The organism is Shewanella aestuarii (genome assembly GCF_011765625.1).
Lineage (GTDB): Bacteria > Pseudomonadota > Gammaproteobacteria > Enterobacterales > Shewanellaceae > Shewanella > Shewanella aestuarii_A.
In genome coordinates this window covers 944,377-969,001 of record NZ_CP050313.1, presented here as the reverse complement: position 1 = coordinate 969,001, position 24,625 = coordinate 944,377, and the positions used below count along the sequence as shown (strand labels likewise).

16 protein-coding genes, 6 tRNA genes and 2 pseudogenes are annotated in these 24,625 nt (G+C 41.1%); 1 reads left to right on the top strand and 23 read right to left on the bottom strand.

The features are described 5' to 3' along the window. Positions 1-9 precede the first annotated feature (9 nt). The 11 genes and pseudogenes from oadA to recA form a co-directional block, all read right to left on the bottom strand. Positions 10-1,802 (bottom strand): annotated as a pseudogene (gene oadA / locus HBH39_RS04485) (sodium-extruding oxaloacetate decarboxylase subunit alpha). A 21-nt stretch (positions 1,803-1,823) separates the two neighbouring features. After that, a complete protein-coding gene (locus HBH39_RS04480; protein WP_167675981.1) occupies positions 1,824-2,060 on the bottom strand; it encodes an OadG family transporter subunit in 237 nt (78 codons plus the stop codon). A 1,006-nt stretch (positions 2,061-3,066) separates the two neighbouring features. After that, positions 3,067-3,143, bottom strand: a tRNA-Arg gene (locus HBH39_RS04475). A gap of 61 nt (positions 3,144-3,204) precedes the next feature. After that, positions 3,205-3,296 (bottom strand) — tRNA-Ser (locus tag HBH39_RS04470). Between the two features lie 8 nt (positions 3,297-3,304). Beyond that, a tRNA-Arg gene (locus tag HBH39_RS04465) sits at positions 3,305-3,381 on the bottom strand. A gap of 28 nt (positions 3,382-3,409) precedes the next feature. Further along, positions 3,410-3,486, bottom strand: a tRNA-Arg gene (locus HBH39_RS04460). A 35-nt stretch (positions 3,487-3,521) separates the two neighbouring features. After that, positions 3,522-3,598 (bottom strand) — tRNA-Arg (locus HBH39_RS04455). A gap of 18 nt (positions 3,599-3,616) precedes the next feature. Beyond that, positions 3,617-3,708, bottom strand: a tRNA-Ser gene (locus HBH39_RS04450). Positions 3,709-4,000: 292 nt separating this feature from the next. Beyond that, positions 4,001-4,195: a carbon storage regulator CsrA gene (gene csrA / locus HBH39_RS04445; protein ID WP_167675978.1), complete on the bottom strand. Its 195-nt coding sequence runs from the start codon at positions 4,193-4,195 to the stop codon at positions 4,001-4,003. Positions 4,196-4,597: 402 nt separating this feature from the next. Beyond that, complete coding sequence (gene alaS / locus HBH39_RS04440; RefSeq protein ID WP_167675976.1) at positions 4,598-7,222, bottom strand: alanine--tRNA ligase; 2,625 nt, start codon at positions 7,220-7,222, stop codon at positions 4,598-4,600. Positions 7,223-7,728: 506 nt separating this feature from the next. Then, positions 7,729-8,790 carry a recombinase RecA gene (recA, locus tag HBH39_RS04435; RefSeq protein WP_167675974.1) on the bottom strand — a complete coding sequence of 354 codons (1,062 nt, stop codon included), beginning with the start codon at positions 8,788-8,790 and terminating at the stop codon, positions 7,729-7,731. A 363-nt stretch (positions 8,791-9,153) separates the two neighbouring features. On the opposite strand from recA, the gene mutS reads away from it, so the two are divergent. Continuing rightward, the gene (gene mutS / locus HBH39_RS04430) at positions 9,154-11,751 is read left to right on the top strand and encodes a DNA mismatch repair protein MutS (RefSeq protein WP_167675972.1); all 2,598 of its coding nucleotides are present in this window, start codon (positions 9,154-9,156) and stop codon (positions 11,749-11,751) included. A 160-nt stretch (positions 11,752-11,911) separates the two neighbouring features. Here the strand turns inward: mutS and rpoS are convergent, their stop codons facing one another. From rpoS to relA, 12 genes and pseudogenes are all read right to left on the bottom strand, one after another. Next, the gene (rpoS, locus tag HBH39_RS04425) at positions 11,912-12,880 is read right to left on the bottom strand and encodes an RNA polymerase sigma factor RpoS (RefSeq protein WP_167675970.1); all 969 of its coding nucleotides are present in this window, start codon (positions 12,878-12,880) and stop codon (positions 11,912-11,914) included. Between the two features lie 77 nt (positions 12,881-12,957). Further along, positions 12,958-13,884 (bottom strand): peptidoglycan DD-metalloendopeptidase family protein, encoded by a 927-nt coding sequence (locus HBH39_RS04420; protein ID WP_432280137.1) that lies wholly within the window; start codon positions 13,882-13,884, stop codon positions 12,958-12,960. Positions 13,885-13,932: 48 nt separating this feature from the next. Next, positions 13,933-14,550: a protein-L-isoaspartate(D-aspartate) O-methyltransferase gene (locus HBH39_RS04415; RefSeq protein WP_167675966.1), complete on the bottom strand. Its 618-nt coding sequence runs from the start codon at positions 14,548-14,550 to the stop codon at positions 13,933-13,935. A gap of 13 nt (positions 14,551-14,563) precedes the next feature. Then, a complete protein-coding gene (gene surE / locus HBH39_RS04410; RefSeq protein WP_167675964.1) occupies positions 14,564-15,313 on the bottom strand; it encodes a 5'/3'-nucleotidase SurE in 750 nt (249 codons plus the stop codon). A 38-nt stretch (positions 15,314-15,351) separates the two neighbouring features. Next, on the bottom strand, positions 15,352-16,413 hold the full coding sequence (gene truD, locus HBH39_RS04405) for a tRNA pseudouridine(13) synthase TruD (protein ID WP_167675962.1): 1,062 nt from the start codon (positions 16,411-16,413) through the stop codon (positions 15,352-15,354). A gap of 27 nt (positions 16,414-16,440) precedes the next feature. Next, the gene (ispF, locus tag HBH39_RS04400) at positions 16,441-16,920 is read right to left on the bottom strand and encodes a 2-C-methyl-D-erythritol 2,4-cyclodiphosphate synthase (protein ID WP_167675960.1); all 480 of its coding nucleotides are present in this window, start codon (positions 16,918-16,920) and stop codon (positions 16,441-16,443) included. A 43-nt stretch (positions 16,921-16,963) separates the two neighbouring features. After that, the gene (gene ispD / locus HBH39_RS04395) at positions 16,964-17,665 is read right to left on the bottom strand and encodes a 2-C-methyl-D-erythritol 4-phosphate cytidylyltransferase (protein WP_167675958.1); all 702 of its coding nucleotides are present in this window, start codon (positions 17,663-17,665) and stop codon (positions 16,964-16,966) included. A 4-nt stretch (positions 17,666-17,669) separates the two neighbouring features. Beyond that, positions 17,670-17,972, bottom strand: a complete 303-nt coding sequence (gene ftsB / locus HBH39_RS04390) for a cell division protein FtsB (protein WP_167675956.1) — start codon at positions 17,970-17,972, stop codon at positions 17,670-17,672. 93 nt (positions 17,973-18,065) lie between these two features. Further along, positions 18,066-19,367, bottom strand: a complete 1,302-nt coding sequence (gene eno / locus HBH39_RS04385; protein ID WP_167675954.1) for a phosphopyruvate hydratase — start codon at positions 19,365-19,367, stop codon at positions 18,066-18,068. Positions 19,368-19,626: 259 nt separating this feature from the next. Next, positions 19,627-21,264: a CTP synthase gene (locus HBH39_RS04380; RefSeq protein WP_167675952.1), complete on the bottom strand. Its 1,638-nt coding sequence runs from the start codon at positions 21,262-21,264 to the stop codon at positions 19,627-19,629. A gap of 114 nt (positions 21,265-21,378) precedes the next feature. Continuing rightward, a complete protein-coding gene (gene mazG, locus HBH39_RS04375) occupies positions 21,379-22,239 on the bottom strand; it encodes a nucleoside triphosphate pyrophosphohydrolase (protein ID WP_167675950.1) in 861 nt (286 codons plus the stop codon). Positions 22,240-22,253: 14 nt separating this feature from the next. Beyond that, positions 22,254-24,457: pseudogene (relA, locus tag HBH39_RS04370) on the bottom strand (GTP diphosphokinase). Positions 24,458-24,625 lie beyond the last annotated feature (168 nt).

Genomic DNA, 24,625 nt, shown 5'->3' with positions numbered 1-24,625 from the left:
ATCGCCCTCTTATGCTAATGCCAGTAATGCTGAACCAACGGTAACGCTATCGCCTTGCTTAACAGCAAGTTTGGTAACAACACCATCTTCCTGGGCACGAACTTCAGTTTCCATCTTCATTGCTTCAAGAATGATAACTACATCACCCGCCTTAACCGTTTGACCATCTGTAACCAAGACTTTAAAAATATTGCCAGATAACGGTGCAGACATAGTGCACTTAACCGCGCCTGATGATGCAGGTGGAACTGGAATAGGATTTGCTGTTTGACTCGCAACCCCAGCTGGAACAATTTGACTGATTTCACCACCTTGACTCACTTCGACCACAAAGCTTTGACCTTCTACATTCACGGTATAGGTTTCAGGGCCTTTTGAGTCTTTAGCTTTAGTATCTTTAACCACTAAATCATCCGCTGTAGGAACCGGCTCAAATGCGTCAGGGTTACCGCGATTTTGTAAAAATTGCAGTCCAATTTGACTAAACAATGCATAAGTCATTACATCGTCATCAGTTTCTGCCGCTAATGAAAAATCTAACTCTTTGGCTTTTTGCGCTAATTCAAGACGTAATTTGTCGAGTTCTGGCTCAATGAGATCTGCAGGACGACAAGTAATGGCTTCAGCGCCTTTAAGTACTCGTGCCTGAAGTTCTGCGTTAACGGGGCCGGTGTTGCACCATATTCCCCCTTTAAAACGCCTTCTGTTTCTTTGGTCATTGATTTATAACGCTCACCCATTAGAACGTTAATAACCGATTGTGAACCAACAATTTGCGATGTTGGGGTTACCAAAGGCAAGAAACCTAAGTCTTCTCGAACTCTTGGAATTTCCTCTAGTACGGCATCCATTTTATCTGCGGCGCCCTGCTCTTTAAGCTGGTTTTCCATGTTGGTTAACATACCACCAGGAACTTGAGCACGAAGAATACGAGAGTCAATCCCTTTTAATGCCCCTTCAAAGCGAACATATTTTTTACGTACTTCGCGGAAGTAGGCTGCAATCTCTTCTAGCAACACCATATCGTAGTTAGTCTCACGATCTGTGCCTTCTACCATAGCAACAAGCGTCTCTGTTGCGCTGTGGCCATAAGTTTGGCTCATTGAAGAAATAGCGGTATCTAATACATCAACTCCTGCCTCAATGGCTTTTTGGTATGTTGCTGTACTTAAACCAGTTGTGGCATGGCAATGCATTGAAATCATTAAGTCAGTTTGCGACTTTAATCGGCTGATCAAATCGAAGGCTTCCATAGGTTTGAGTAAACCAGCCATATCCTTAATACATAATGAATCAGCGCCCATATCCTCTAGACGCTTTGCCATATCAACCCAAGTATCAAGAGTATGTACAGGGCTTGTGGTGTATGAAATTGTGCCTTGTGCGTGACCGCCAACGTTTTTAACTGCCTTTACCGCAGTTTCGAGATTTCGTACATCGTTCATCGCATCAAAAATACGGAATACATCTACGCCATTTGTGTGCGCACGTTCAACAAACCGAGTCACAACATCATCAGCGTAATGACGGTAACCTAATAAATTTTGACCACGAAGTAACATTTGCTGAGGCGTGTTTGGCATCACTTTTTTAAGTTCGCGAATGCGATCCCATGGATCTTCACCTAAATATCGAATACAAGCATCAAATGTGGCACCACCCCATGACTCTAAAGACCAATAGCCAACTTTATCCAGTAAAGGTGCTATAGGTAACATGTCGTCAATACGTAAACGAGTAGCAAGTAAAGATTGGTGGGCGTCGCGCAGGGCGACATCGGTTAAGGCTAACGGCTTGCTCATAAAAACTCCCAAAAATAAATCTTACGCGCGGTATTGGTGAATAGCAGAAGTAATAGCTGCAACTAATTTTGGATCTAATCGGTTAGTGGTAACCGGATCAGAGGCGATATCTGGTTTAGCAACGACCATTGGAACTGGGCAAAGTTTTGCAACAATGGCGATTCCTACAATGAGTACACTTAAAAAAATGAACACTAGGCTCATTCCCATTACCATAATGCCAAGTGCATCAACTAATTGTTCACTGATCGATGTCATACTTCCTCGCTGAAAATAAACGTGATATCGCTATAGCGCCCTCATCAAATGACGCTTATGAAGTGTTATCGCTATTATTGGTAATAAATTACCACTTTAGTTGTAGCGCAACCCGTTAAAAGCATAAATATTCACAAATAATCGAATTTTATAAATTCAAAAAAAAGCAATTATTGATAGATTGCACCTTTGAAGGCTAATTTAAGTTACAAAATATAAACAATGTATATCAAGATTACCATCTGTTTGTAAAATGGTCTTACCAAAAATAGTTATCTCAAACGAAAACAAATGCTAAATATTCAATTTTTATAGCAATAAGCTACCAAATCACTAATTAAATATGCAAAACACTTAAACACACCGCTTGTTGTCTTTTTGTAAAATCCACTACATGTTACTCGATCATTGTTTGCATATCTTTTGTTAATAGTCACATCCTATCTGCATAAAAATGAAACTGCCCATCAAATAGCCATCGCAGCGGTTAGAAACTTAGGTTCTAAAGACTATTTTTACTGATAACGACGATAAATGGGCGATACACCACTAAGAATAAGGAAAGGTAGAACGTCGTCTAAACCAACGGCAAGACCGACTATTGGCGCGCGAGTAAATCTTCTATGCTCAATTGATATCAAACAACACGGTACGAAATAATTTATCCGCATGTTAATGGGTATAGTTGGCAGAATAAAATAAGATGTATATAACACTCACTGGCTCAACTAAGTGCTTAACACCTGTTGAGATTTAATAAGCAGTAACCAACACAGCTAATTCCAATCACTGTAAATAAGTGAATAAATATAAAGAAGAAAAAATGCATGATAAAAGGTAGATTTCTATGATAACGAGTTATTCTACAATCAAAAAATGTAACGCCATTATCGAGTATTTTTACAAGCCAGATTGAGAATTTAGTTGCTGTGCTTAGTATAAGTAAACAACGGGGAAGAAATTGGATGTAAAAAAGCCCTGCTAAAATAGCAGGGCTTTTTTAAGATGGTACGCGTGAGAGGATTCGAACCTCTGACCGCCTGGTTCGTAGCCAGGTACTCTATCCAGCTGAGCTACACGCGCAAATTTCGCTTTGGTCATTCAATCATAGTTTATATAGATGCATTTGCAACATATGAATGAATGGCGGAGAAGGAGGGATTCGAACCCTCGATGGGAGATAAAGCCCATACTCCCTTAGCAGGGGAGCGCCTTCGGCCACTCGGCCACCTCTCCGTCAAATATGGTACGCGTGAGAGGATTCGAACCTCTGACCGCCTGGTTCGTAGCCAGGTACTCTATCCAGCTGAGCTACACGCGCAATAAATTAGGATTAAATGAAATTGAAATGGTACGCGTGAGAGGATTCGAACCTCTGACCGCCTGGTTCGTAGCCAGGTACTCTATCCAGCTGAGCTACACGCGCATCGTATTACTTCAATAACATAACAAAAAACAAAATGGTACGCGTGAGAGGATTCGAACCTCTGACCGCCTGGTTCGTAGCCAGGTACTCTATCCAGCTGAGCTACACGCGCTTTGTTATTTGTAAGAAATGGCGGAGAAGGAGGGATTCGAACCCTCGATGGGAGATAAAGCCCATACTCCCTTAGCAGGGGAGCGCCTTCGGCCACTCGGCCACCTCTCCGTTTTCTTGGCGCACATATTACTGTTTGCCGAAAATAAGTCAAACCCTTTTTAGGAATCCCTAACTCATTTGGAGTGTTTTTAATCACATTGCGGAGTTAAACAGCAAAAAATGCTAAAAAGTCTGTTCTGATTAACGATTAATTGCTGCTAGCACCCACTATCACTCTAAATAATAATTGGCTAATTGCGTGTCAATAAAACACTTACGCACATCTAATGTGGTGAACTGGCTTCAAAAACAAAAAAGTCAGCAAATGCTGACTTTTATGGTGGCGTAAATTCTAAATAAATTAGAAATTTCCGCCTTCTGACGAACCTGATTTCTCAGATTGAATACGCTGATAAATCTCTTCGCGATGAACAGAGACCTCTTTTGGTGCGTTAACACCAATACGTACTTGGTTACCTTTAACACCTAAAACAGTCACAGTGACTTCATCACCAATCATCAATGTTTCGCCTACACGACGAGTCAAAATTAGCATTCGGTTGCTCCTTTAGTTCACACTGCATAACACGCTTTGTCCGTAATATGCGTTTATTATAGGGTCTGCTCAATAAAAGTCATAGTAACTTCAATTACAAAGTTTGACTAACGAGCATTTATAAATCAGAAAAATAACAACGCACAACATGCAGCTTAATGCGCCATCTACAATAACCTACACTTTCAAACAAAAATGTTAGGTTGTTAACAAAGTCATGTGAATAAGTTAGAAATCAACATTTAAATAATTTCAGAACTGATATCCATCGTATTCTGATAATTTTAAAAACAATCAAAGTTAACCTAAAGTCCACTATGCCAAAAGACCTCATAACACTCAAGACTTAACACCGTTCTATATCGCGAAAAGTCTCGTATCTTTGAGGTCTAACGCAAGTTTTTAACTTAAACGTTCTGTAATCCAAGGATGAACTGATGCTAATGCGGCATCAAGTGCTTCTGGCTGCGTGCCACCGGCTTGAGCCATATCAGGGCGTCCACCACCTTTACCACCGACCTGCTGAGCTACCATTGCCACTAACTCGCCCGCTTTCACTTGCTTAGTTAAGTCGTTACTCACACCAGCAATTAAGTTAACCTTACCTTCTTTGGCAACACCTAAGACAATAATAGCCGATTTTAGCTTTTGCTTAAGCTCATCTTGAAGGCCGCGTAATGAGCCAGCATCAACACCTTCAAGTTTTTTCACCAAAACCTTAACACCATTAATGTCAATTGCATCAGTCGCAAGATCTGCGCTCGCAGCTGCGGCTAATTTATCTTTAAGTTGAGATAAATCTTTTTCAAGTTGCTTTACTTTATCGAGTTGTGCTTTAAGTTTAGCCACAACTGAAGCACTGTCAGATTTTAATAAAGCAGCAGCTTCATCTAATTGAGCTTGCTGCTCAGCTACATATGCCATAGCTGCAGCGCCGGTAACCGCCTCAATACGACGAACCCCAGCTGCAATGCCACCTTCAGAAGTAATCTTAAACAGACCGATATCACCTGTGCGCCCTACGTGCGTACCACCGCAAAGTTCGATTGAAAAGTCACCCATGGTCACAACGCGCACTTCTGCGTCATACTTTTCACCAAACAAGGCCATTGCCCCTTTTTCTTTGGCTTCATCAATGGCCATCTCTGCGGTTTTAAGCTCATGATTGCGACGAATTTGAGTATTAACTAAGTCTTCAACCATTTTTAATTCTGTAGGTTTAACCGCTTCAAAATGAGAAAAGTCAAAACGTAAACGTTCAGGGTTAACCAGTGAGCCTTTTTGTGTAACATGGCTACCAAGTACTTGACGCAGTGCTGCGTGCAATAAATGAGTGACCGAGTGATTTAATTGGGTACGATGACGGAGCTTTTTATCAACTTGTGCAGACAAAACTTGGCCAACAACTAAGTTGCCTTCAGTTAATTCGCCTTGGTGCCCCGTTGCGGGACCAAACTTCTGGGTATCCACAACATTAAAAACCACACCATCACTGGTTAATAAACCTTTGTCACCCACTTGACCACCAGACTCAGCGTAAAACGGTGTGTTATCTAACACAACAACACCAGTTTGGCCTTGAGTTAAGCTGTCCACAGCTTTGCCGTCTAAATATAGAGCTTTGATAGTACCCTGACCTAATAATTCGGTGTAGCCACAAAATTCAGTGTCAGTATCAATAATCAGATTACTATTGTAATCAGCGCCAAAATGACCTGCAGCTTGAGCACGACTGCGCTGTTCAGCCATAGCAGCTTCAAAGCCCGCTTCGTCTACTTGAATATCACGTTCACGACAAACGTCTGCAGTTAGATCCACAGGGAAACCGTAGGTGTCATAAAGTTTAAATACAGTCTCACCATCTAAAACATCGGTTTTTAAATCAGTGAGTGCGCTATCTAAAATCTGCAAGCCGCGCTCAAGAGTACGGGCAAACTGTTCTTCTTCTGCTTTAAGCGCTTTTTCAACAATGGCTTGCATTTGTACAAGTTCTTTAGCTGCATCGCCCATAACATTAATTAAAGTTGGCACTAGCTTATAGAAGAAAGACTCTGTCGCACCTAACTTATTACCATGACGAACAGCACGACGGATGATACGACGTAATACATAACCGCGACCTTCATTTGATGGCATTACTCCATCAGCAATAAGGAAAGCACATGAACGGATATGGTCAGCAATAACGCGTAATGATTTATTTTCTAAATCAGTTACCCCAATAATTTCAGCCGACTTAGCAATCAAAGCTTTAAAAATATCAATCTCATAGTTTGAATGAACGCCTTGCATAATCGCTGCAATACGCTCAATTCCCATACCTGTATCAACTGAAGGTTTTGGTAAAGGGAGCATCTCACCGTCAGCCTGACGGTTGTATTGCATAAATACGATATTCCAGATTTCAATAAAGCGATCACCATCCTCTTCAGGTGTGCCAGGACGGCCGCCCCAAATATGTTCGCCATGATCATAGAAAATTTCAGTACAAGGACCGCAGGGACCTGTATCACCCATTTGCCAAAAGTTATCAGATGCGAATGCTGCACCTTTATTATCGCCAATACGGATTAAGTTTTCCGCTGGTACGCCAATTTTTTGCGTCCAGATATCATACGCCTCATCATCTGTCTCATAGATGGTGACGCATAAGCGTTCTTTTGGCAGTTTTAATGTGCCCGTTAAAAAGGTCCACGCAAAGCGAATAGCCTCTTCTTTGAAATAATCACCAAAGCTAAAATTACCTAGCATTTCGAAGAAAGTATGATGGCGCGCGGTGTAACCCACATTATCTAAATCGTTATGTTTACCACCGGCTCGAACACAACGTTGTGATGTGGTTGCGCGGTTATAGCTGCGTTTATCCATACCAAGGAATACATCTTTAAATTGATTCATACCCGCATTGGTAAATAGTAGCGTTGGATCGTTTCCGGGAACTAATGAACTACTATCAACAACCTGATGTCCGTTATCTTCAAAGTACTTTAAAAAAGCACTTCTTAACTCTGCTGTGGTCTGAAACATGAAATGATCCTGAAATAGAAATAAACGAAAGTTTCAAGCTTGGAATATATCAAACTCACATGGAGTTTATAATTGAATAATCAAGCCTATAAATGTGGGCATTATATACTGAATTTACCCAAATATGCGAGATGAGCAGGTTGATACATCAGTATTATTAAAGATATCGCCTGCAATCATGATTGCATAGATAGTGGGGCAATTCTGGATTAAATAATAAGCAAATTAAGCTTTGGCTAGACTGATGATTTAGTAAAAACAAACGTTAAACCCATGTTTATGATAGATAATTCAGCTTAATCATCCGTGTAAAGCGCATAGTCTGATACTAATGCTGTTAGGTTAAAGCTAAAGGCTTATGTTTCATTATAATCAAGGGAATGTGGAACTCTCAACTACTCGGCACCCTTTGGTATGACCGATTTTGAACGCCTTTATAAGAAAAATCGCGGTGAGCAAGATGCTCTACCGCGATAGATTTGACTGACAAGCTCAGAACTAAATTCTTAGAATACTTCACCGGTTTCTAAATCAATATTTTCATCAATATCAGAAGCTGAGCTGGCACCCGTGCCTGAACTTAACAACATAGCACGTAATGTAGTATCAATTTCTTTTGCCACTTCTGGGTGCTCAAGCAAGTATTTACCAGCATTAGCACGGCCTTGGCCAATTTTGTCACCTTTATAGCTGTACCAAGCACCCGCTTTATCAACCAATTTATGTGCAACACCTAAATCGACTAATTCACCAGTACGGTTAATTCCTTGACCATAAAGAATTTGGAATTCAGCTTGCTTAAATGGAGCCGCAATTTTATTTTTCACTACTTTTACGCGAGTTTCGTTACCCACAACTTCATCACCATCTTTAATCGCGCCTGTACGACGAATATCAAGACGAACCGAAGCATAGAATTTTAATGCGTTACCACCGGTAGTTGTTTCTGGGTTACCAAACATAACCCCAATCTTCATACGGATTTGGTTAATGAAGATAAGTAACGTATTTGACTGCTTTAAGTTACCAGCCAGCTTACGCATTGCTTGGCTCATCATACGTGCCGCCAAGCCCATATGAGAATCACCGATTTCACCTTCAATTTCAGCTTTAGGTGTTAATGCTGCGACTGAGTCAACAATAATCACATCAACGGCACCGCTGCGGGTTAAAGCATCACAAATTTCAAGCGCTTGCTCACCGGTATCAGGCTGAGAACATAATAGGTTATCAATATCAACACCTAATTTTTTTGCATAAATAGGGTCTAAAGCGTGCTCTGCATCGATAAACGCACAAGTTTTACCTTCGCGTTGAGCTGCGGCAATGACTTCTAAAGTCAGAGTTGTCTTACCTGATGACTCAGGACCGTAAATTTCTACAATACGCCCCATTGGTAAACCACCCGCACCCAATGCAACGTCTAATGAAAGTGAACCTGTTGAAATGGTTTCCACATCCATTGTGCGGTCTTCGCCCAATTTCATGATTGAGCCTTTACCGAATTGCTTTTCAATTTGACCTAATACTGCGGCAAGTGCTTTCTCTTTATTTGGATCAACTTTCATTTTAAAACCCCTTTCAGGTGATAACGGCGATACAAGATTTTTATCCGTTTATATCGCAAAAATCTGCTTAATACACATTCTATCATCAATGTGTTTGTCTAATATGCTGATCAGTATACTGTATAGTCATACAGTATCAAGTCCTACAGCTAACTTTTTTTATTTACATTTAAAAACAGTAAATTAAGATCTATTAGTAAATAAAACCTGTACAGTTAAACAGTACTTAATGAGAAGCATCCTGCAAAATTATTGCGCAAAACTTATCTGAAGCTAACCTTCTCCCACAATTATTGTTAATATTAGCACCAATAATTTTTCGCCTTTCTTTGGCGACAAGCAATACAGAGCTAACAGTAAAATATGACCGACCTTGATAATCTAGATTTAGAAAAGCACACTCCGATGATGCGTCAGTATTTGACAATGAAAGCTGCTCACAGAGAAATGCTTCTCTTCTATCGTATGGGTGACTTCTATGAGCTATTTTATGATGATGCTAAGAAAGCCTCTGAAATGCTGGGGATTTCACTAACCGCCAGAGGTAAAAGTGGTGGTGACCCAATCCCGATGGCAGGCATTCCATACCATGCTGTTGAGGGCTATTTAGCAAAGCTGGTACAAGTAGGTCAGTCAGTGGCTATTTGTGAACAAATTGGCGACCCGGCAACATCTAAAGGCCCAGTTGAACGGCAGGTAGTCCGTATTGTTACACCGGGCACTTTAACTGATGAAGCCTTACTGCAAGAGCGACAAGATAATCTATTAGCAGCCCTTTATGAAGGTAAAGTTGGCTATGGTTTTGCAACCTTAGATATCTCGTCTGGTCGGTTTGTTATTTCAGAGCTTGATACTCGAGAAGCACTAGAAGCAGAGCTACAACGTACTCGTCCTGCAGAATTATTATATAGCGAAGATTTCTCAGATATGTTGCTAATCAATAACCTCAAAGGGATACGAAGACGCCCTGAGTGGGAATTTGATTATGACACTTGCGTCAATTTATTATTAAATCAATTTGGCACTAAAGATTTACGAGGGTTCGGCATTAGTGATGCAAGATTAGCACTGCAAGCTGCAGGCTGTTTGATGCAATATGTGAAAGATACCCAAAAAACAGCCCTTCCTCATATTAATTCTATTGTTCGCTTTAATCAGGCTGACTCGATTATTTTAGATGCTGCAACAAGACGCAATTTAGAGCTAACTCAAAACTTATCTGGCGGACGTGATAACACCCTAGCATGGGTATTAGATAATACTGCCACTCCGATGGGTAGCCGTATGTTGCAACGCTGGATCCACCAGCCACTTAGAGATAGAGTCGCAGTGAGCCAGCGTCATAACGCCATCAGTGAATTAATTGATCAAGACTTATATCCATTATTGCATGATCAACTTAAAGCACTAGGTGATATTGAGCGAATTATGGCACGTTTAGCATTAAGAAGTGCAAGACCTCGTGATTTTGCGCGTTTGAAACAAGCTTTAGGCTTGTTGCCTGAAATTCAGCAAATTTTAAAACCTTGCCAGCAGCCATTATTAACAAATTTAGCGGTTTTACTGGGAGAGTTTCCTGTTGAACATGCACTTTTAGAAAGCGCTATTATTGATAACCCACCTGTACTTATTCGTGATGGCGGAGTGATCCGTGAAGGTTACAATGCAGAACTCGATGAATGGCGAAAATTAAGTGACGGCGCAACCGATTATTTAGTGGAATTAGAAGCTCGAGAAAAACTGCAAACAGGCATAAATACCCTCAAGGTAGGGTATAACCGTGTTCATGGATATTACATTGAAGTCAGTCGACTGCAGTCTGACAGGGTACCACTACATTATCAACGTCGACAAACCCTTAAGGGAACTGAGCGTTATATTACTCCGGAGTTAAAAGAATACGAAGAAAAGGTATTATCAAGTCAAGGCAAGGCGTTAGCATTAGAAAAACAATTGTGGGAAGAGTTATTTGACTTACTCATGCCTAAGCTGCATGAGCTACAACAGTTTGCCAATGCTGCAGCTGAGCTAGATGTACTCAGTAACTTTGCAGAACGTGCACAGACCTTAGGCTATCATTGCCCACAAATGACCAATGACATTGGGATAAATATAGAAGGCGGTCGTCATCCCGTTGTTGAAAAAGTAAGCCAATCGCCTTTTATCGCAAATCCAGTGTGCTTATCACCACTAAGAAAGATGCTGATTGTGACCGGCCCCAATATGGGGGGTAAATCCACCTACATGCGCCAAGTCGCACTTATCACGTTAATGGCCCATATCGGTTCATTTGTACCAGCAGAAAAAGCTCAAATTGGTCATGTGGATCGTATTTTTACCCGTATCGGTGCATCTGATGATCTAGCCTCTGGTCGCTCAACCTTTATGGTTGAAATGACCGAGACAGCTAATATTTTACATAATGCTACCCAGCAGAGCTTAGTATTAATGGATGAAATTGGCCGTGGCACGTCAACATATGATGGCTTATCGTTGGCTTGGGCGGCCGCGGAGTATCTTGCTCAAAAGGTTAACGCATTAACCTTATTTGCTACCCATTATTTTGAACTGACTCAACTGCCAGATCTAATAAATGGTGTCGTCAATGTTCATTTAGATGCTATTGAGCATCAAGATACCATCGCCTTTATGCATGCTGTTCAAGAAGGCGCTGCAAGTAAAAGCTATGGTTTACAAGTCGCGGCATTAGCCGGTGTGCCACAAAACGTGATACGCGCCGCTAAACATAAACTTCACCAATTAGAAAGCCGCGACCATCAACCTAAATATGATGATGCAGCAAATATAACCAGTCAGTCTCAATTATCACTGGCGATGCCAAGCACGGATTACTCACCACTAAATGATCATTTAGCGCTAATTGATCCTGATGAGTTAGCGCCTAAACAAGCGTTAGAGTATATATATCAACTTAAGTTATTAGCGAAAAAACTAAATTAGTTGTCTGACAGATTAATTTGAAGAGATAAAAACGCTTAAAGAAAAGACACGTTAATTGACTTATTAACGTGTCTTTTATTTCGTCTATTTAGCTTGCTTATGTCGCTCGAAAAGTAAATTCATAGCTTAAGGTTTGAAAAGCATAAAACTTACAAATGAGTTAATCTCTAAACAAAGCTTCTACTGATAATCCTTGTTGTCCAAGAAGATCTTTAAGACGCTTTAATGCTTCAACTTGAATTTGACGGACACGTTCACGTGTTAAACCAATTTCAGCGCCTACATTTTCAAGAGTCGAAGGTTCATAACCCAATAAACCAAATCGGCGAGCCAGAACTTCACGTTGTTTGGTATTTAACTCGTTTAACCAACCAACAATCGAATTAGATAAATCTTCGTCTTGAACACGGTGATCAGGACCGAGCGAGTCATCATCGGCAATGACATCCAATAAGGCTTTGTCATTATCACCGCCTAATGGCATATCAACCGAGGTAATGCGCTCATTTAGCTTTAGCATGCGACTAACATCACCAGTTGAGACATCTAGTTTTTCGGCAATTTCTTCAGCCGTAGGTTCGTGATCGAGTTTTTGAGCAAGTTGTCTTGCAGTGCGTAAATACACATTAAGCTCTTTAACAACATGAATAGGCAAACGAATCGTGCGTGTTTGATTCATTATGGCGCGCTCAATGGTCTGACGGATCCACCAAGTCGCATAAGTAGAGAAACGAAATCCTCGTTCTGGGTCAAATTTCTCAACCGCACGAATTAATCCTAAGTTACCTTCTTCAATAAGGTCCAGTAATGCTAAACCGCGGTTATTATATCTTCTGGCAATTTTAACAACGAGACGAAGGTTACTTTCTATCATACGATTGCGAGATTTTTCGCAACCTTTGAGGGCTTTACGTGAAAAGAAAACTTCTTCTTCTGCGGTTAGCAGTGGAGAAAATCCAATTTCACCTAAATATAATTGAGTGGCATCAAGATTTTTTTGAAGGTCGTCTTGTACTTTTTCTTCAATTTCAAGTTGTTGAACTAAAGTATTGTCAGCGTTTGCTGCAACGTCGTATGGTTGTTTAGCTTGATCCTGTTCTGCGAACGCAGCGCTATTCTTTTGGCTCATAATTGCTCTCCCAAACCTTAATTGTGATGTTTCAAATCTACACTTGATTATCCTCCGTTATTAATGTTGCTAAACAATTATTGTTTAGGTAGATATCGTAATGGGTTAACTGACTTACCGTGATAGCGAATTTCGAAGTGAAGCATCACTTGGTTTGTCCCTGTACTGCCCATTTTGGCAACTGTTTGGCCTGCGCTAACATATTGCTTTTCTTTAACCAAGATTGTATCAGCATGAGCATAAGCACTTAGAAAATCGTCGTTATGTTTGATAATGACTAAGTTACCATACCCACGTAACGCATCACCTGCGTATACAACTCTCCCATCTGCCGCAGCGCGAATAATATCGCCACGGTTACCAGCAATCTTGACTCCTTGATTGCCTTGCTCGCTAGAAGAAAAATAACCGATTATCTTTCCTTTAACGGGCCAGTACCACTTTTGCACTTTATCAGGTAAATCTGCAATTTGTGGACTTTCATTTTGGTTAATTTTTTGTTGGTCAGTTGTTACAGAATACGCAGGCTTAGCTTTGTGATCAAGCGTTTTTTTTGCACTATTTAAATTACTACTTTTTGCTGGCTGGCTCTGGGTTTGCGCTTGTTTTGATTTAGAATTTTTACTCGAATTTGTGACATTTCTCGGTTTATCGGAAGCTATTTTGTTAACAACTGCATCGGTATTTTTGTTACTATTTTTCGTACTTCCGCCAGCATAATTACCAATTATTAAGGTTTGCCCAGGAAAAATCGTATAAGGCTCTTTTAGATTATTTTGTTTTGCTACATCACTAAAGTTACGGCCAGCCCCCCAAGAGATTGAGTACAGAGTGTCGCCTTTTTTAACTTGATATGATGTGCTTTTCAGTGAACCACGTTCATATTTGGGAGATAAGGTTGTAGATGAAATATTTTCAACTGGAGCAGGAGTATGGGCCTGGAAACTACATCCTGACATAAATAGACCAAATATCACAACCAGAGGCCAACACAAATGCATCAAAGTAAATCCTTTACGCTTTCAAAAGAAATAGTCTTATTGAGATGATTATTATGCCAACTCGCCATTGATTAAAGGGACAAACTTTACCGCTTCGATAACGTGTGACTCAAAATCATTCCCGCGGCGAGTGACTTTTAATAATTGCTGAGTATCATCACCAACAGGAATAATTAGCACACCGTTATCAGCTAATTGCTCCAATAATGCTTGAGGAATCGTGACTGCAGCAGCCGTAACCATAATCCCATCAAAAGGGCCGCGGTTACTCCAGCCTTTCCATCCATCGCCATATTTAAAAGACACATTATGCAAATCTAATCTTTTTAGCCTTTGTCTAGCCTGAATTTGTAAAGATTTAATTCGTTCAATGGTACATAACTCAGGAACTAACTGGGCCAAAACGGCTGCTTGGTATCCTGATCCAGTGCCAATTTCCAGCACTTTTTTAGGTTGAGTTTGTAGTAACAACTCGGTCATTCTGGCGACTATATACGGTTGAGATAACGTCTGGCCTTGACCAATAGGAAGTGCGGTATTTTCATAGGCTTTATGGGCTAGTGCACCATCAAGAAATAATTCTCGTGGAGTACTGGCCAAAGCCTGCAATACTGCATGATCTCTTATACCTGCTTCTGCCAATTTTTTAGTCAAATTGGTCGCTCGCACGGACGCTCCCCTATCATATTTTTTCTACCCAATCGGCTAATTGTTGCAATTGATTATAAGCAGTTAAATCCACTGTCAAAGGTGTGATAGAAACATAGCCTTGAGCGACAGCCCCAAAGTCTGTTCCTTCTCCAGCATCTTGTTCAGCGCCTACAGGACCAAGCCAGTAAATATCTTTACCTGCAGGATCTTGGGTTTTGATCATTCCTTCGGCTTTATGTCTTGCTCCTAAACGAGTGACTTTAATCCCTTTAATCTGCTCTAGCGGTAAATCTGGTACATTGACATTTAATATTTGGTTAGACGCTATCGGGTTTTCAATTAAGCTTTTCAGTATTTTTACCGCATACACTGCTGCGGTTTGATAATGCTGTAATTGTTTGCCGACTAAAGAAATCGCCATCGCTGGCAAACCTAAAAAACGTCCTTCCATTGCCGCCGCTATCGTGCCTGAATAAAGGGTATCATCCCCCATATTCGCACCGGCATTAATACCCGACACCACAATATCTGGTTCTATTTTGCATAGCTGCCTGATGGCTAAATGCACGCAATCGGTTGGTGTGCCATTTACTGAAATATAACCATTTTCTAAGTTATTAATTCTTAATGGATTAGTCAAGGTCAAAGAGTTGCTCGCCCCTGAACAATTTCGATCAGGTGCCACGGTCAATACACTAGCAAATTCAGCTAAGGCTTCGGTAAGGGCAATAATTCCCGGTGCACTTACACCATCATCATTACTGACTAGTATATTAATCATCTTTAGCTACCATTTGTTATTCCATTCACCTTGAATGACTATGATTGCGCTTGTTGCTCTGCAACCATGCTTTGCCACTGCGCATCTTTGACATCAGTATAGTTAACGAGCTCTCGAAGAACTGAGGTTGCATAACTACCTGCTGGTAAAATAAATTCTACAACGCAGATGTCATTATCACATTGCCACTTCATCGCCTGCGGCTTTAACAGTAACAAGCGCCTTTCTTGGCTTAAACCAGCATTTTCTAGCCCTGTTAAATCGGTTTGAGTATCAGCTAAAGCTGTAGATTCCATTTTTGCAGCTAAATCAATGGCTAACGACTGACCTCTTCCCCAAAGCGGTGCAGACAACCCTATATCATTTTCTGCTAGTCGGTTTAGCAGTACTGGATCCCATTTCTGTGCAACAAAATAACTCTTACTACCCGCCAACATAACGCAATCGCCATCGATGGGATTTAACTGATGATGCGCCAGTCGGTAAGAAACCACTTGATTAAATATATGTGAGCGAACCGCCGATAAGTACATACTTTTCTTAGTACGATCTTTAACATTCTTACTGCCAGCCAGCATTTGACGGCCCATCAGTAAGTTTTTACCTTTGTGGCCAAAGCGCTGCTCACCGAAATAATTAGGGACACCGGTTAATGCAATTTGTTCAAAACGTTGCTGCATTGCAGGAATATCAGTGACATTTCGCAATGTTAATGTGAACTTGTTACCCAATAAGGCACCAATACGTAATTTTTTACTGTGTCTTGAACTTGAAAGTATCGTTAATTGTTCACTATTCAAGGCTTGCCAATCAGGCATTTCTTTACCAGGAATACGAACACCAAACCATTGTTCAGTTTGGGCATTTTTATCTTTTTGACCCGCGTACGTCACCTCTTTGGGATGCACTTTAGCAAATTTTGCCAGCATTTCTGCAACATGGGCGGTGTTCAAACCCTCTTTGCGAATGTGCAGCATATGATGCTCACCTTCTCCTGTTGGCGAAAAAGGTAGAATTTCTTCAACAATAAAATCACTATTGTGGGTACGAAGATCTGCGCTGCTTTGAGGTTTGCCAAAAAGGTAATGTAATGAACTCATAATTTTATCTCTAAATAACTTTTCTATTTATTGGCGAACCATTAACACAACCGCTTCAACCGCTATGCCTTCTTTACGACCGGTAAAACCCAGTTTTTCGGTCGTTGTCGCTTTAACATTAATATCATTAATATCAGTATTTAAATCTTGAGCTAGGCAGGAACGAATCGCGTCAATATAGGGCAACATTTTGGGTGCTTGTGCAATCACAGTCACATCTAAATTACCAATAATAAAGCCTTTTTGTTTGGCTAAATCATAACAATGACGTAAAAGAACACGGCTATCTGCACCAGCAAATTGAGCATCTGTATCAGGAAAATGTTTACCAATATCACCTAATGCCATAGCGCCTAAAATGGCATCGCTAATGGCATGTAATACAACATCACCATCAGAATGGGCAATAAGGCCACATTCATATGGCACAGTTACACCACCCAAAATAAGTGGTTTATCGCCACCAAACTTATGTACATCAAAACCATGACCAATTCGCATTTTCATAAGTCTGCCTTCTTTTCTCACTATTTAGAGCTTAACTATTTAATTATGTTGTTGATACATGTTGGCTTAAAAATAATGCTGCCAAATGTAAATCATCAGGATGTGTCACTTTAATGTTATCAGCGCGGCCACTGATTAAACCCGGTTGACAGCCTGCCCACTCCATTGCGCTAGCTTCATCGGTTACGGTTGCTCCAGCTGCCAATGCCTCAATAAGGTTTTGCTTTAATGTAACCACAGGAAAAAGCTGGGGCGTTAATGCATGCCATAAATGAGCTCGATCAACCGTAGTACTTATTGTGCCGTCAGCATTGGCGCGCTTCATGGTATCGCGAACTGGCGCAGCTAGTATCGCACCTTGTTCATACAGACTAACACCTGCAATTAGCTTATCAATATCACCATGGGTTAAGCAGGGTCTTGCCGCATCATGGACCAGCGCCCATGCCTTGGCATCAGCTTGTTGTAAGGCTGCTAAAACCGAATCTGCGCGCTCATCACCACCGATAACAGTCATCAGTTTAGGGTGACTTGCTTGAGTCAATTGTTGAAAAAACGTGTCTTGTGGGTTTAGCGCAACAATCACCTGTTTAATGGCGGAGTGAGATAATAAGCAATCTAGCGTATGTGCCAAAATGGTTTGCTTACCTAATAGCAAGTATTGTTTAGGGACATCCGCCCCCATACGGCTTCCTATGCCTGCTGCGGGAACTATGGCTACAAGATTTTGAATTGGAAAAGTCATAGTTTTAGTGACCAAAACTGTTACGTTCACGGAGTTCTGAACCGACAACACGATAAAAGGTTTCGCCTTCTTTAACTAAACCTAACTCATTACGTGCACGCTCTTCTATGGCTTCAGTGCCACTTTTGAGATCAAGGATTTCTTCTTTAAGGATTTGATTACGGGCAATAAGCTTGGCGTTACTTTCTTGCTGGGCTGCTATTTGCGTTTGCAATAAAAAGTACTCGGATAAATTATTCTCCCCCATCCATATACGATACTGGAGCAGCGCTAACAAGGCTGTTAGAGCGAATAAGAGTTTCTTCATAATTGGCTTAGCAAGTTATCCGTATGATTGAATGTACTTATAATACAACAAAAAAGGCCACCGAGTGGTGGCCTTTTTTCGCTCAAGCTAAAATTATGCTTGGCCTTTCACTTCTTTAAGACCGTTATACGGTGCTTTAGAACCTAATGCTTCTTCAATTCGAAGAAGTTGATTGTACTTAGCAACACGGTCGCTGCGGCTTAATGAACCCGTTTTGATTTGACCAGCTGCTGTACCAACAGCTAAATCAGCGATTGTTGCATCTTCAGTTTCGCCTGAACGGTGAGAGATAACGGCAGTAAAACCAGCATCTTTAGCCATTTTGATTGCGGCTAATGTTTCAGTTAAAGAACCGATTTGGTTAAACTTAATTAAGATTGAGTTAGCAATACCATTGTCGATGCCGCGCTTAAGGATCTTAGTATTGGTTACAAATAAATCGTCACCAACTAATTGGATTTTATCGCCAAGCAGTTTAGTTTGGTGTGCAAAACCTTCCCAGTCAGACTCATCAAGACCATCTTCAATAGACACGATTGGGTACTGTTCAGTTAAGTCTTTAAGGAAGTAGTTAAACTCTTCAGAAGTAAACTTTTTACCTTCACCTTTAAGATCGTAGATGTTAGCTTCTTTGTCGTAGAACTCAGATGCTGCACAGTCCATCGCTAAAGTAATGTCTTTGCCTAACTCATAACCTGCATTAGCTACCGCAGTTTTAATGGCAGCTAGAGCAGCTTCATTTGACGCAAGGTTTGGTGCGAAACCACCTTCATCACCCACAGCGGTAGAATGACCGTCTGCTTTTAATACTTTAGCAAGGCTATGGAATACTTCAGCACCCATACGTAAACCTTCGCGGAAGTTAGCAGCGCCAACAGGTTGGATCATAAACTCTTGAATGTCTACGCTGTTATCAGCATGTTCACCACCGTTGATGATGTTCATCATTGGAAGCGGCATAGAGTAAACACCTGGAGTACCATTTAAATCAGCGATATGCGCATATAAAGGTACACCTTTTGCTGCTGCGGCGGCTTTCGCTACTGCTAATGACACAGCAAGAATAGCGTTAGCACCAAACTTAGCTTTGTTTTCAGTACCATCTAAGTCAATCATGATTTGGTCAAGTTCTGCTTGAGCCAATGCATTTTTGCCTTTTAATGCTTCTGCAATCGGGCCATTAACAGCGGCAACAGCGTTTAATACACCTTTACCTAAATAACGTGATTTATCACCATCACGAAGCTCTAATGCTTCGCGGCTACCCGTTGATGCTCCAGATGGCGCAGCAGCCATACCAATAAAGCCACCTTCTAGGTGTACTTCTGCTTCAACAGTTGGATTGCCACGAGAATCCATGATTTCGCGACCAATAATCTTAATAATGTTAGCCATAGCTACCTCTAAATTTTGTCAGTATTACTGAAAGTTTAAAAAATAAATTAAAAATCAACACCGATAAAAACACATTAAATCATTGAAACGGTCTTTTTATTGGTATTAACTTTCAATTTGGTAAGTTAAATTCACAATGCTAGGATAAATCGAATTAAGTCTAGCGGCAACTACCAATTTTACCTCAAGGAAGAGCTCGCGCAAATTGTCGCCAAAAATAAAAAAGGCCGTTAACACTTTGGTCAACGGCCTTACAAGATTAGTTCAAATCTTTTTTCTGATACGCTAAAGATGCAGCAACGAATCCTTCAAATAATGGGTGGCCATCGCGAGGCGTTGAGGTGAACTCTGGATGGAACTGTCCAGCAACAAACCAAGGGTGATTTGGCATTTCAATCATTTCTACCAGCTTACGATCAGAAGACAATCCACTGAATATCAAGCCAGCCTCTTCTAAACGATTAATATAGTTGTTGTTGACTTCATAACGGTGACGATGACGCTCAACACACGTTAACCCACCATATGCCGTGGCCGCTTTTGAGCCTTCTTTCAGATGACAAAGTTGTGCCCCTAAACGCATAGTGCCACCTAAATCAGACTCTTCATGACGCTGCTCAATATCGCCTTCTTCGTTGATCCATTCAGTAATTAAACCAACAACAGGGTGCGGAGTTTGTGGGTTAAATTCTGTTGAATGCGCATTTTCAAGACCGGCAACATGACGCGCAAACTCAATTAAAGCCACTTGCATACCTAAACAAATACCGAAATAGGGTAAGTTGTTTTCACGGGCAAATTTAGCAGCAAGAATTTTACCTTCCACCCCGCGCTCACCAAAACCACCAGGGACCAAAATACCATCAAGACCTTGAAGCACTTCTTCGCCTTTAGCTTCAACGGTTTGTGAATCAATATATTTAATGTTCACATTGACGCGTGTTTTAAGACCTGCATGTTTTAAGGCTTCATTGACGGACTTATAGGCATCTGGCAATTCAATATATTTACCCACCATTCCAATGGTCACTTCTCCATTTGGATTAGCTTCTTGGTAAATAACATTTTCCCATTCAGATAAATCAGCTTCACCACATTCTAGATGGAAGCGCTTGATAACTAAATCATCTAAACCTTGAGAGCGAAGTAATGCTGGGATTTTATAAATACTGTCTACGTCTTTTAACGAAATTACCGCACGCTCTTCAACATTACAGAATAAAGAAATTTTCGCTTTTTCATTTGCTGGAATAGCACGGTCGCCACGACACACTAATACATCAGGAGCAATACCGATTGAACGCAGTTCTTTAACTGAATGCTGAGTTGGCTTGGTTTTAACTTCGCCAGCCGCGCCTAAAAACGGCACCAAGGTTAAGTGCATAAATAAGGTGCGATCGCGTCCTAGCTCAACACCTAATTGACGAATAGACTCAAGGAAAGGCAATGATTCAATATCACCTACTGTGCCACCAATTTCGACAATAGCAACATCATGACCTTCACCACCAGCTAATACTTTTTCTTTAATTGCATTGGTGATGTGAGGGATAACCTGAATAGTTGCACCTAAATAATCACCACGACGTTCTTTACGAAGTACTTCTTCGTATATACGACCGGTTGTAAAGTTATTGCGACGATTCATTTTGGTGCGGATGAAACGCTCATAATGACCTAAGTCTAAATCTGTTTCTGCACCATCTTCAGTCACGAATACTTCCCCGTGCTGAGTTGGGCTCATGGTACCCGGATCAACGTTGATGTATGGGTCCAGTTTCATAATGGTTACATTGAGGCCACGCGCCTCTAAAATTGCTGCTAATGAAGCGGCTGCAATGCCTTTACCTAGTGATGAAACTACGCCACCAGTAACGAAGATATACCTTGTAGTCATGCTGAACCTGAGAAATGTATTGGAAAAATTACGTGCTTGTAAGAAAGCACTAGGACGGGGTAGTAGTATACCAAAGCATCGAGGTTTCGACAAACCAAAACAACATTCAGATGACTATTCTTGTCGCTTTACGCTATCCCAATATTGATCAAGCTGTTCAAGGCTGTGCTCTTCAAATGATTTACCACTTTGTTGAACACAGTTTTCTACACCACGAAACCTCCGCTCAAACTTAATATTCGCTTGTCTAAGCGCTTGTTCGGGGTCAACATTAACATACCTTGCCAGGTTCACCACGGCAAATAAAAGATCCCCCATTTCATCGGCTATTTTGGGCTGATATTTTTTAGGATCAGTTGCAAGCAGATTCACCTCAGCCAACACTTCATCGACTTCTTCATAAATTTTGTCAACCACAGGCTTAAGTTCAGGCCAATCAAAACCGACCTTAGCGACCCGTTTTTGAATTTTTACGGATCGCGTTAATGCAGGAAGCGCATGAGGAATATCATCGAGTAATGAAAGTTGCTGTTTTGCAGCTCGCTCTTGAGCCTTAATGGTTTCCCAAGATTGCTTTATTTGTGTTGCGGTGACAAAAGCATTATCTGAATCACTGGCACTCGCGGATAAAGACGATGAATAAGACTCATCAAAAACATGAGGATGACGGCGCACTAATTTAGCACAAATACGCTCTATCACAGTGGTGAAATCAAACTGGTTTTGTTCAGCAGCCAATTGACTATAAAACACCACTTGAAATAACAAGTCCCCGAGTTCATCAGGGAGCTCAGCCCATGCTTGACGCTCAATAACATCCGCTACTTCATAAGCTTCTTCAAGGGTAAATGGCACAATAGATTGAAAATCTTGTGCCAAATCCCAAGGGCAACCTGAGTCGGGTTCGCGCAGCTTTTGCATAATATTTAGCAAAGGAGCGATATCCACCTTAGTTTGATTCGGTTTTCGACTCATAGGATCCACTCCATCTAAAGTCGACGAGACTCAATGACGCCATCCACTTGAGATAATTTAGCCAACACCCGCGACAAACTATCAAGGTTATATAGCTCAAGTTCAATTTCAACGGTGGCAGTTTGAGTTTTGACATCTGACTTTGAACTCATAGCCATAACATTGGATTTATCCGCAGCAAGGACAGTGGTTAAATCACGAAGTAAACCACTACGGTCGTGGGCGACCACTCTTAATTTTATTCGATAACCACCGGAGTAACTCTCCCCCAAACTACGTCAACAGCACGTTCAGGATTGGTGCGCATTAACTCTTTCACTTGGTCACAGTCACGGCGATGCACAGAAATACCACGCCCCATGGTGATGTAGCCAAAAATCTCATCGCCGGGTACTGGCTGGCAACAACGAGCAATATGGCTCATCAAATTACCAACACCATCAACTTCAACCTGCCCTTTCCCCGGTTTTTTAGGACGATGAACCGCTTTCTTTAAGATATCTTCAACAATATCTTCTTCATTTTCAGGTTGATTACGATGCTTGCTCTCTGTGTAATTAACCACTTGATTAAGACGTAAATCGCCGCCACCTATTGCAGCAAGCATGTCATCCATTCCATTAAGATTGAATCTTTCAACGGCAACCTGAGCATCTTTTAGCTTTAGACCAACACGGTTCAGTTCAACTTCTAACATTTCTTTGCCCGCAACAATGTTTTTATCGCGATCTTGTTGTTTGAACCAATGTTGAATTTTGGCGCGTGAACGAGATGACTTTATGTAACCTAAATTAGGGTTTAGCCAATCTCGTTTAGGATTGGGTATTTTGGAGGTGATAATTTCAATCCGCTCACCGGTTTCAACTGTGTAGGTAAATGGCACAATACGCCCATCAACTTTGGCGCCAATACATCTATGCCCCACTTGCGAGTGAATGTAATAGGCAAAATCAAGCACAGTTGAGCCATGAGGTAAATCAACCACTTCACCGTTAGGGGTAAACACATAAACGCGGTCTTCAAATACTTGGCTGCGCACTTCATCGACTAAATTACCACTTTCAGCCACATCTTCTTGCCACTGTAGAATTTTACGTAGCCAGTTGATTTTCTCTTCATAGCCACTTTGTTTCGCGGTATTAGCACCTTCTTTGTATTTCCAATGTGCTGCAACACCTAGTTCAGCATCTTGATGCATGGCCTCAGTTCTAATTTGAATTTCAACGGTTTTACCTTCCGGCCCTACAACAACCGTGTGAATTGATTGATAACCATTTGGCTTTGGATTAGCCACATAATCATCAAACTCGCGAGGAATATGGTGCCAAAGATCATGAACAACACCGAGTGCGCCATAACAATCTTGCAGTCGTTCGGTGACAATTCTGACTGCACGCACATCAAATAACTCATCAAACTTTAGATCTTTACCCTTCATTTTGCGCCAAATACTGTAGATGTGTTTTGGTCTACCGTAAACCTTGGCACGGATCTGGTCGTTATCTAACCGCTGTTGTAATTGACTGACAAATTTATCAATGTAAATCTCGCGATCGACCCGTTTTCCGTCTAATTGTTTGGCAATATCTTTATAAACAACAGGATGTAGATATCTAAAGGAAATATCTTCTAGCTCCCACTTTAACTGCCCAATCCCTAAGCGATTGGCCAAAGGAGCATAGATATCGGCAATTTCACGGGCAAGCAATACTCGAGTTTCTTCATCGGCATTTTTGACGGCTCGTAACAGGCAGACTCGCTCGGCAAGTTTGATAACCACAGCACGCACATCTTCAACCATGGCCAAAAGCATTTTGCGGATATTATCAATTTGCGGCTCCGCGCTTCGGCTATCAGACACCTTTAACGCACCAATGGCGTTCATGGTTTCCACACTGGCGACTAATTTGGCGAGAGGATCACCAAAATGTTCAACAATATATTCTTCACTGAAGATCCCAGCATCAAATACCACAAACAGGACTGCGGCTTGCAGAGTTTCAAGATCCATATTAAGCGGCGCTAATATTTCGATCATCTCACGAATACGCCCTAATAGCTGAGTGTGCGCTTGCTTATCTTTGATAGGCAAGGCTTCCATGCTTTTGATCATCTCTAATATCACTTGGGCTTCGTTACTGTCTTCTATGTAACGTACAACCCATTCTTCAAGATGAAATTCTTCAGTATTAAAATGTGCTTCGCGAACTGAAACCATACCTATTCCTTACACATTGACGCAAAATACAGCACCAACGTTATGTTTCTTTTCATAGCTGAATGATGATTAAATCATTAAACATCATTGTCTGTTCATATCTATAAACTCAGTTAAACTATCTTGAGCGTATCGCCATGAGTTTTCAATTGAATAATATGTAACACT

Coding starts and splice junctions, on each gene's coding strand:
- HBH39_RS04480 (WP_167675981.1), bottom strand. CDS start 2,060: ATGACATCGATCAGTGAACAATTAGTTGATGCACTTGGCATTATGGTA.
- csrA (WP_167675978.1), bottom strand. CDS start 4,195: ATGCTAATTTTGACTCGTCGTGTAGGCGAAACATTGATGATTGGTGAT.
- alaS (WP_167675976.1), bottom strand. CDS start 7,222: ATGTTTCAGACCACAGCAGAGTTAAGAAGTGCTTTTTTAAAGTACTTT.
- recA (WP_167675974.1), bottom strand. CDS start 8,790: ATGAAAGTTGATCCAAATAAAGAGAAAGCACTTGCCGCAGTATTAGGT.
- mutS (WP_167675972.1), top strand. CDS start 9,154: ATGACCGACCTTGATAATCTAGATTTAGAAAAGCACACTCCGATGATG.
- rpoS (WP_167675970.1), bottom strand. CDS start 12,880: ATGAGCCAAAAGAATAGCGCTGCGTTCGCAGAACAGGATCAAGCTAAA.
- surE (WP_167675964.1), bottom strand. CDS start 15,313: ATGATTAATATACTAGTCAGTAATGATGATGGTGTAAGTGCACCGGGA.
- truD (WP_167675962.1), bottom strand. CDS start 16,413: ATGAGTTCATTACATTACCTTTTTGGCAAACCTCAAAGCAGCGCAGAT.
- ispF (WP_167675960.1), bottom strand. CDS start 16,920: ATGAAAATGCGAATTGGTCATGGTTTTGATGTACATAAGTTTGGTGGC.
- ispD (WP_167675958.1), bottom strand. CDS start 17,665: ATGACTTTTCCAATTCAAAATCTTGTAGCCATAGTTCCCGCAGCAGGC.
- ftsB (WP_167675956.1), bottom strand. CDS start 17,972: ATGAAGAAACTCTTATTCGCTCTAACAGCCTTGTTAGCGCTGCTCCAG.
- eno (WP_167675954.1), bottom strand. CDS start 19,367: ATGGCTAACATTATTAAGATTATTGGTCGCGAAATCATGGATTCTCGT.
- HBH39_RS04380 (WP_167675952.1), bottom strand. CDS start 21,264: ATGACTACAAGGTATATCTTCGTTACTGGTGGCGTAGTTTCATCACTA.
- mazG (WP_167675950.1), bottom strand. CDS start 22,239: ATGAGTCGAAAACCGAATCAAACTAAGGTGGATATCGCTCCTTTGCTA.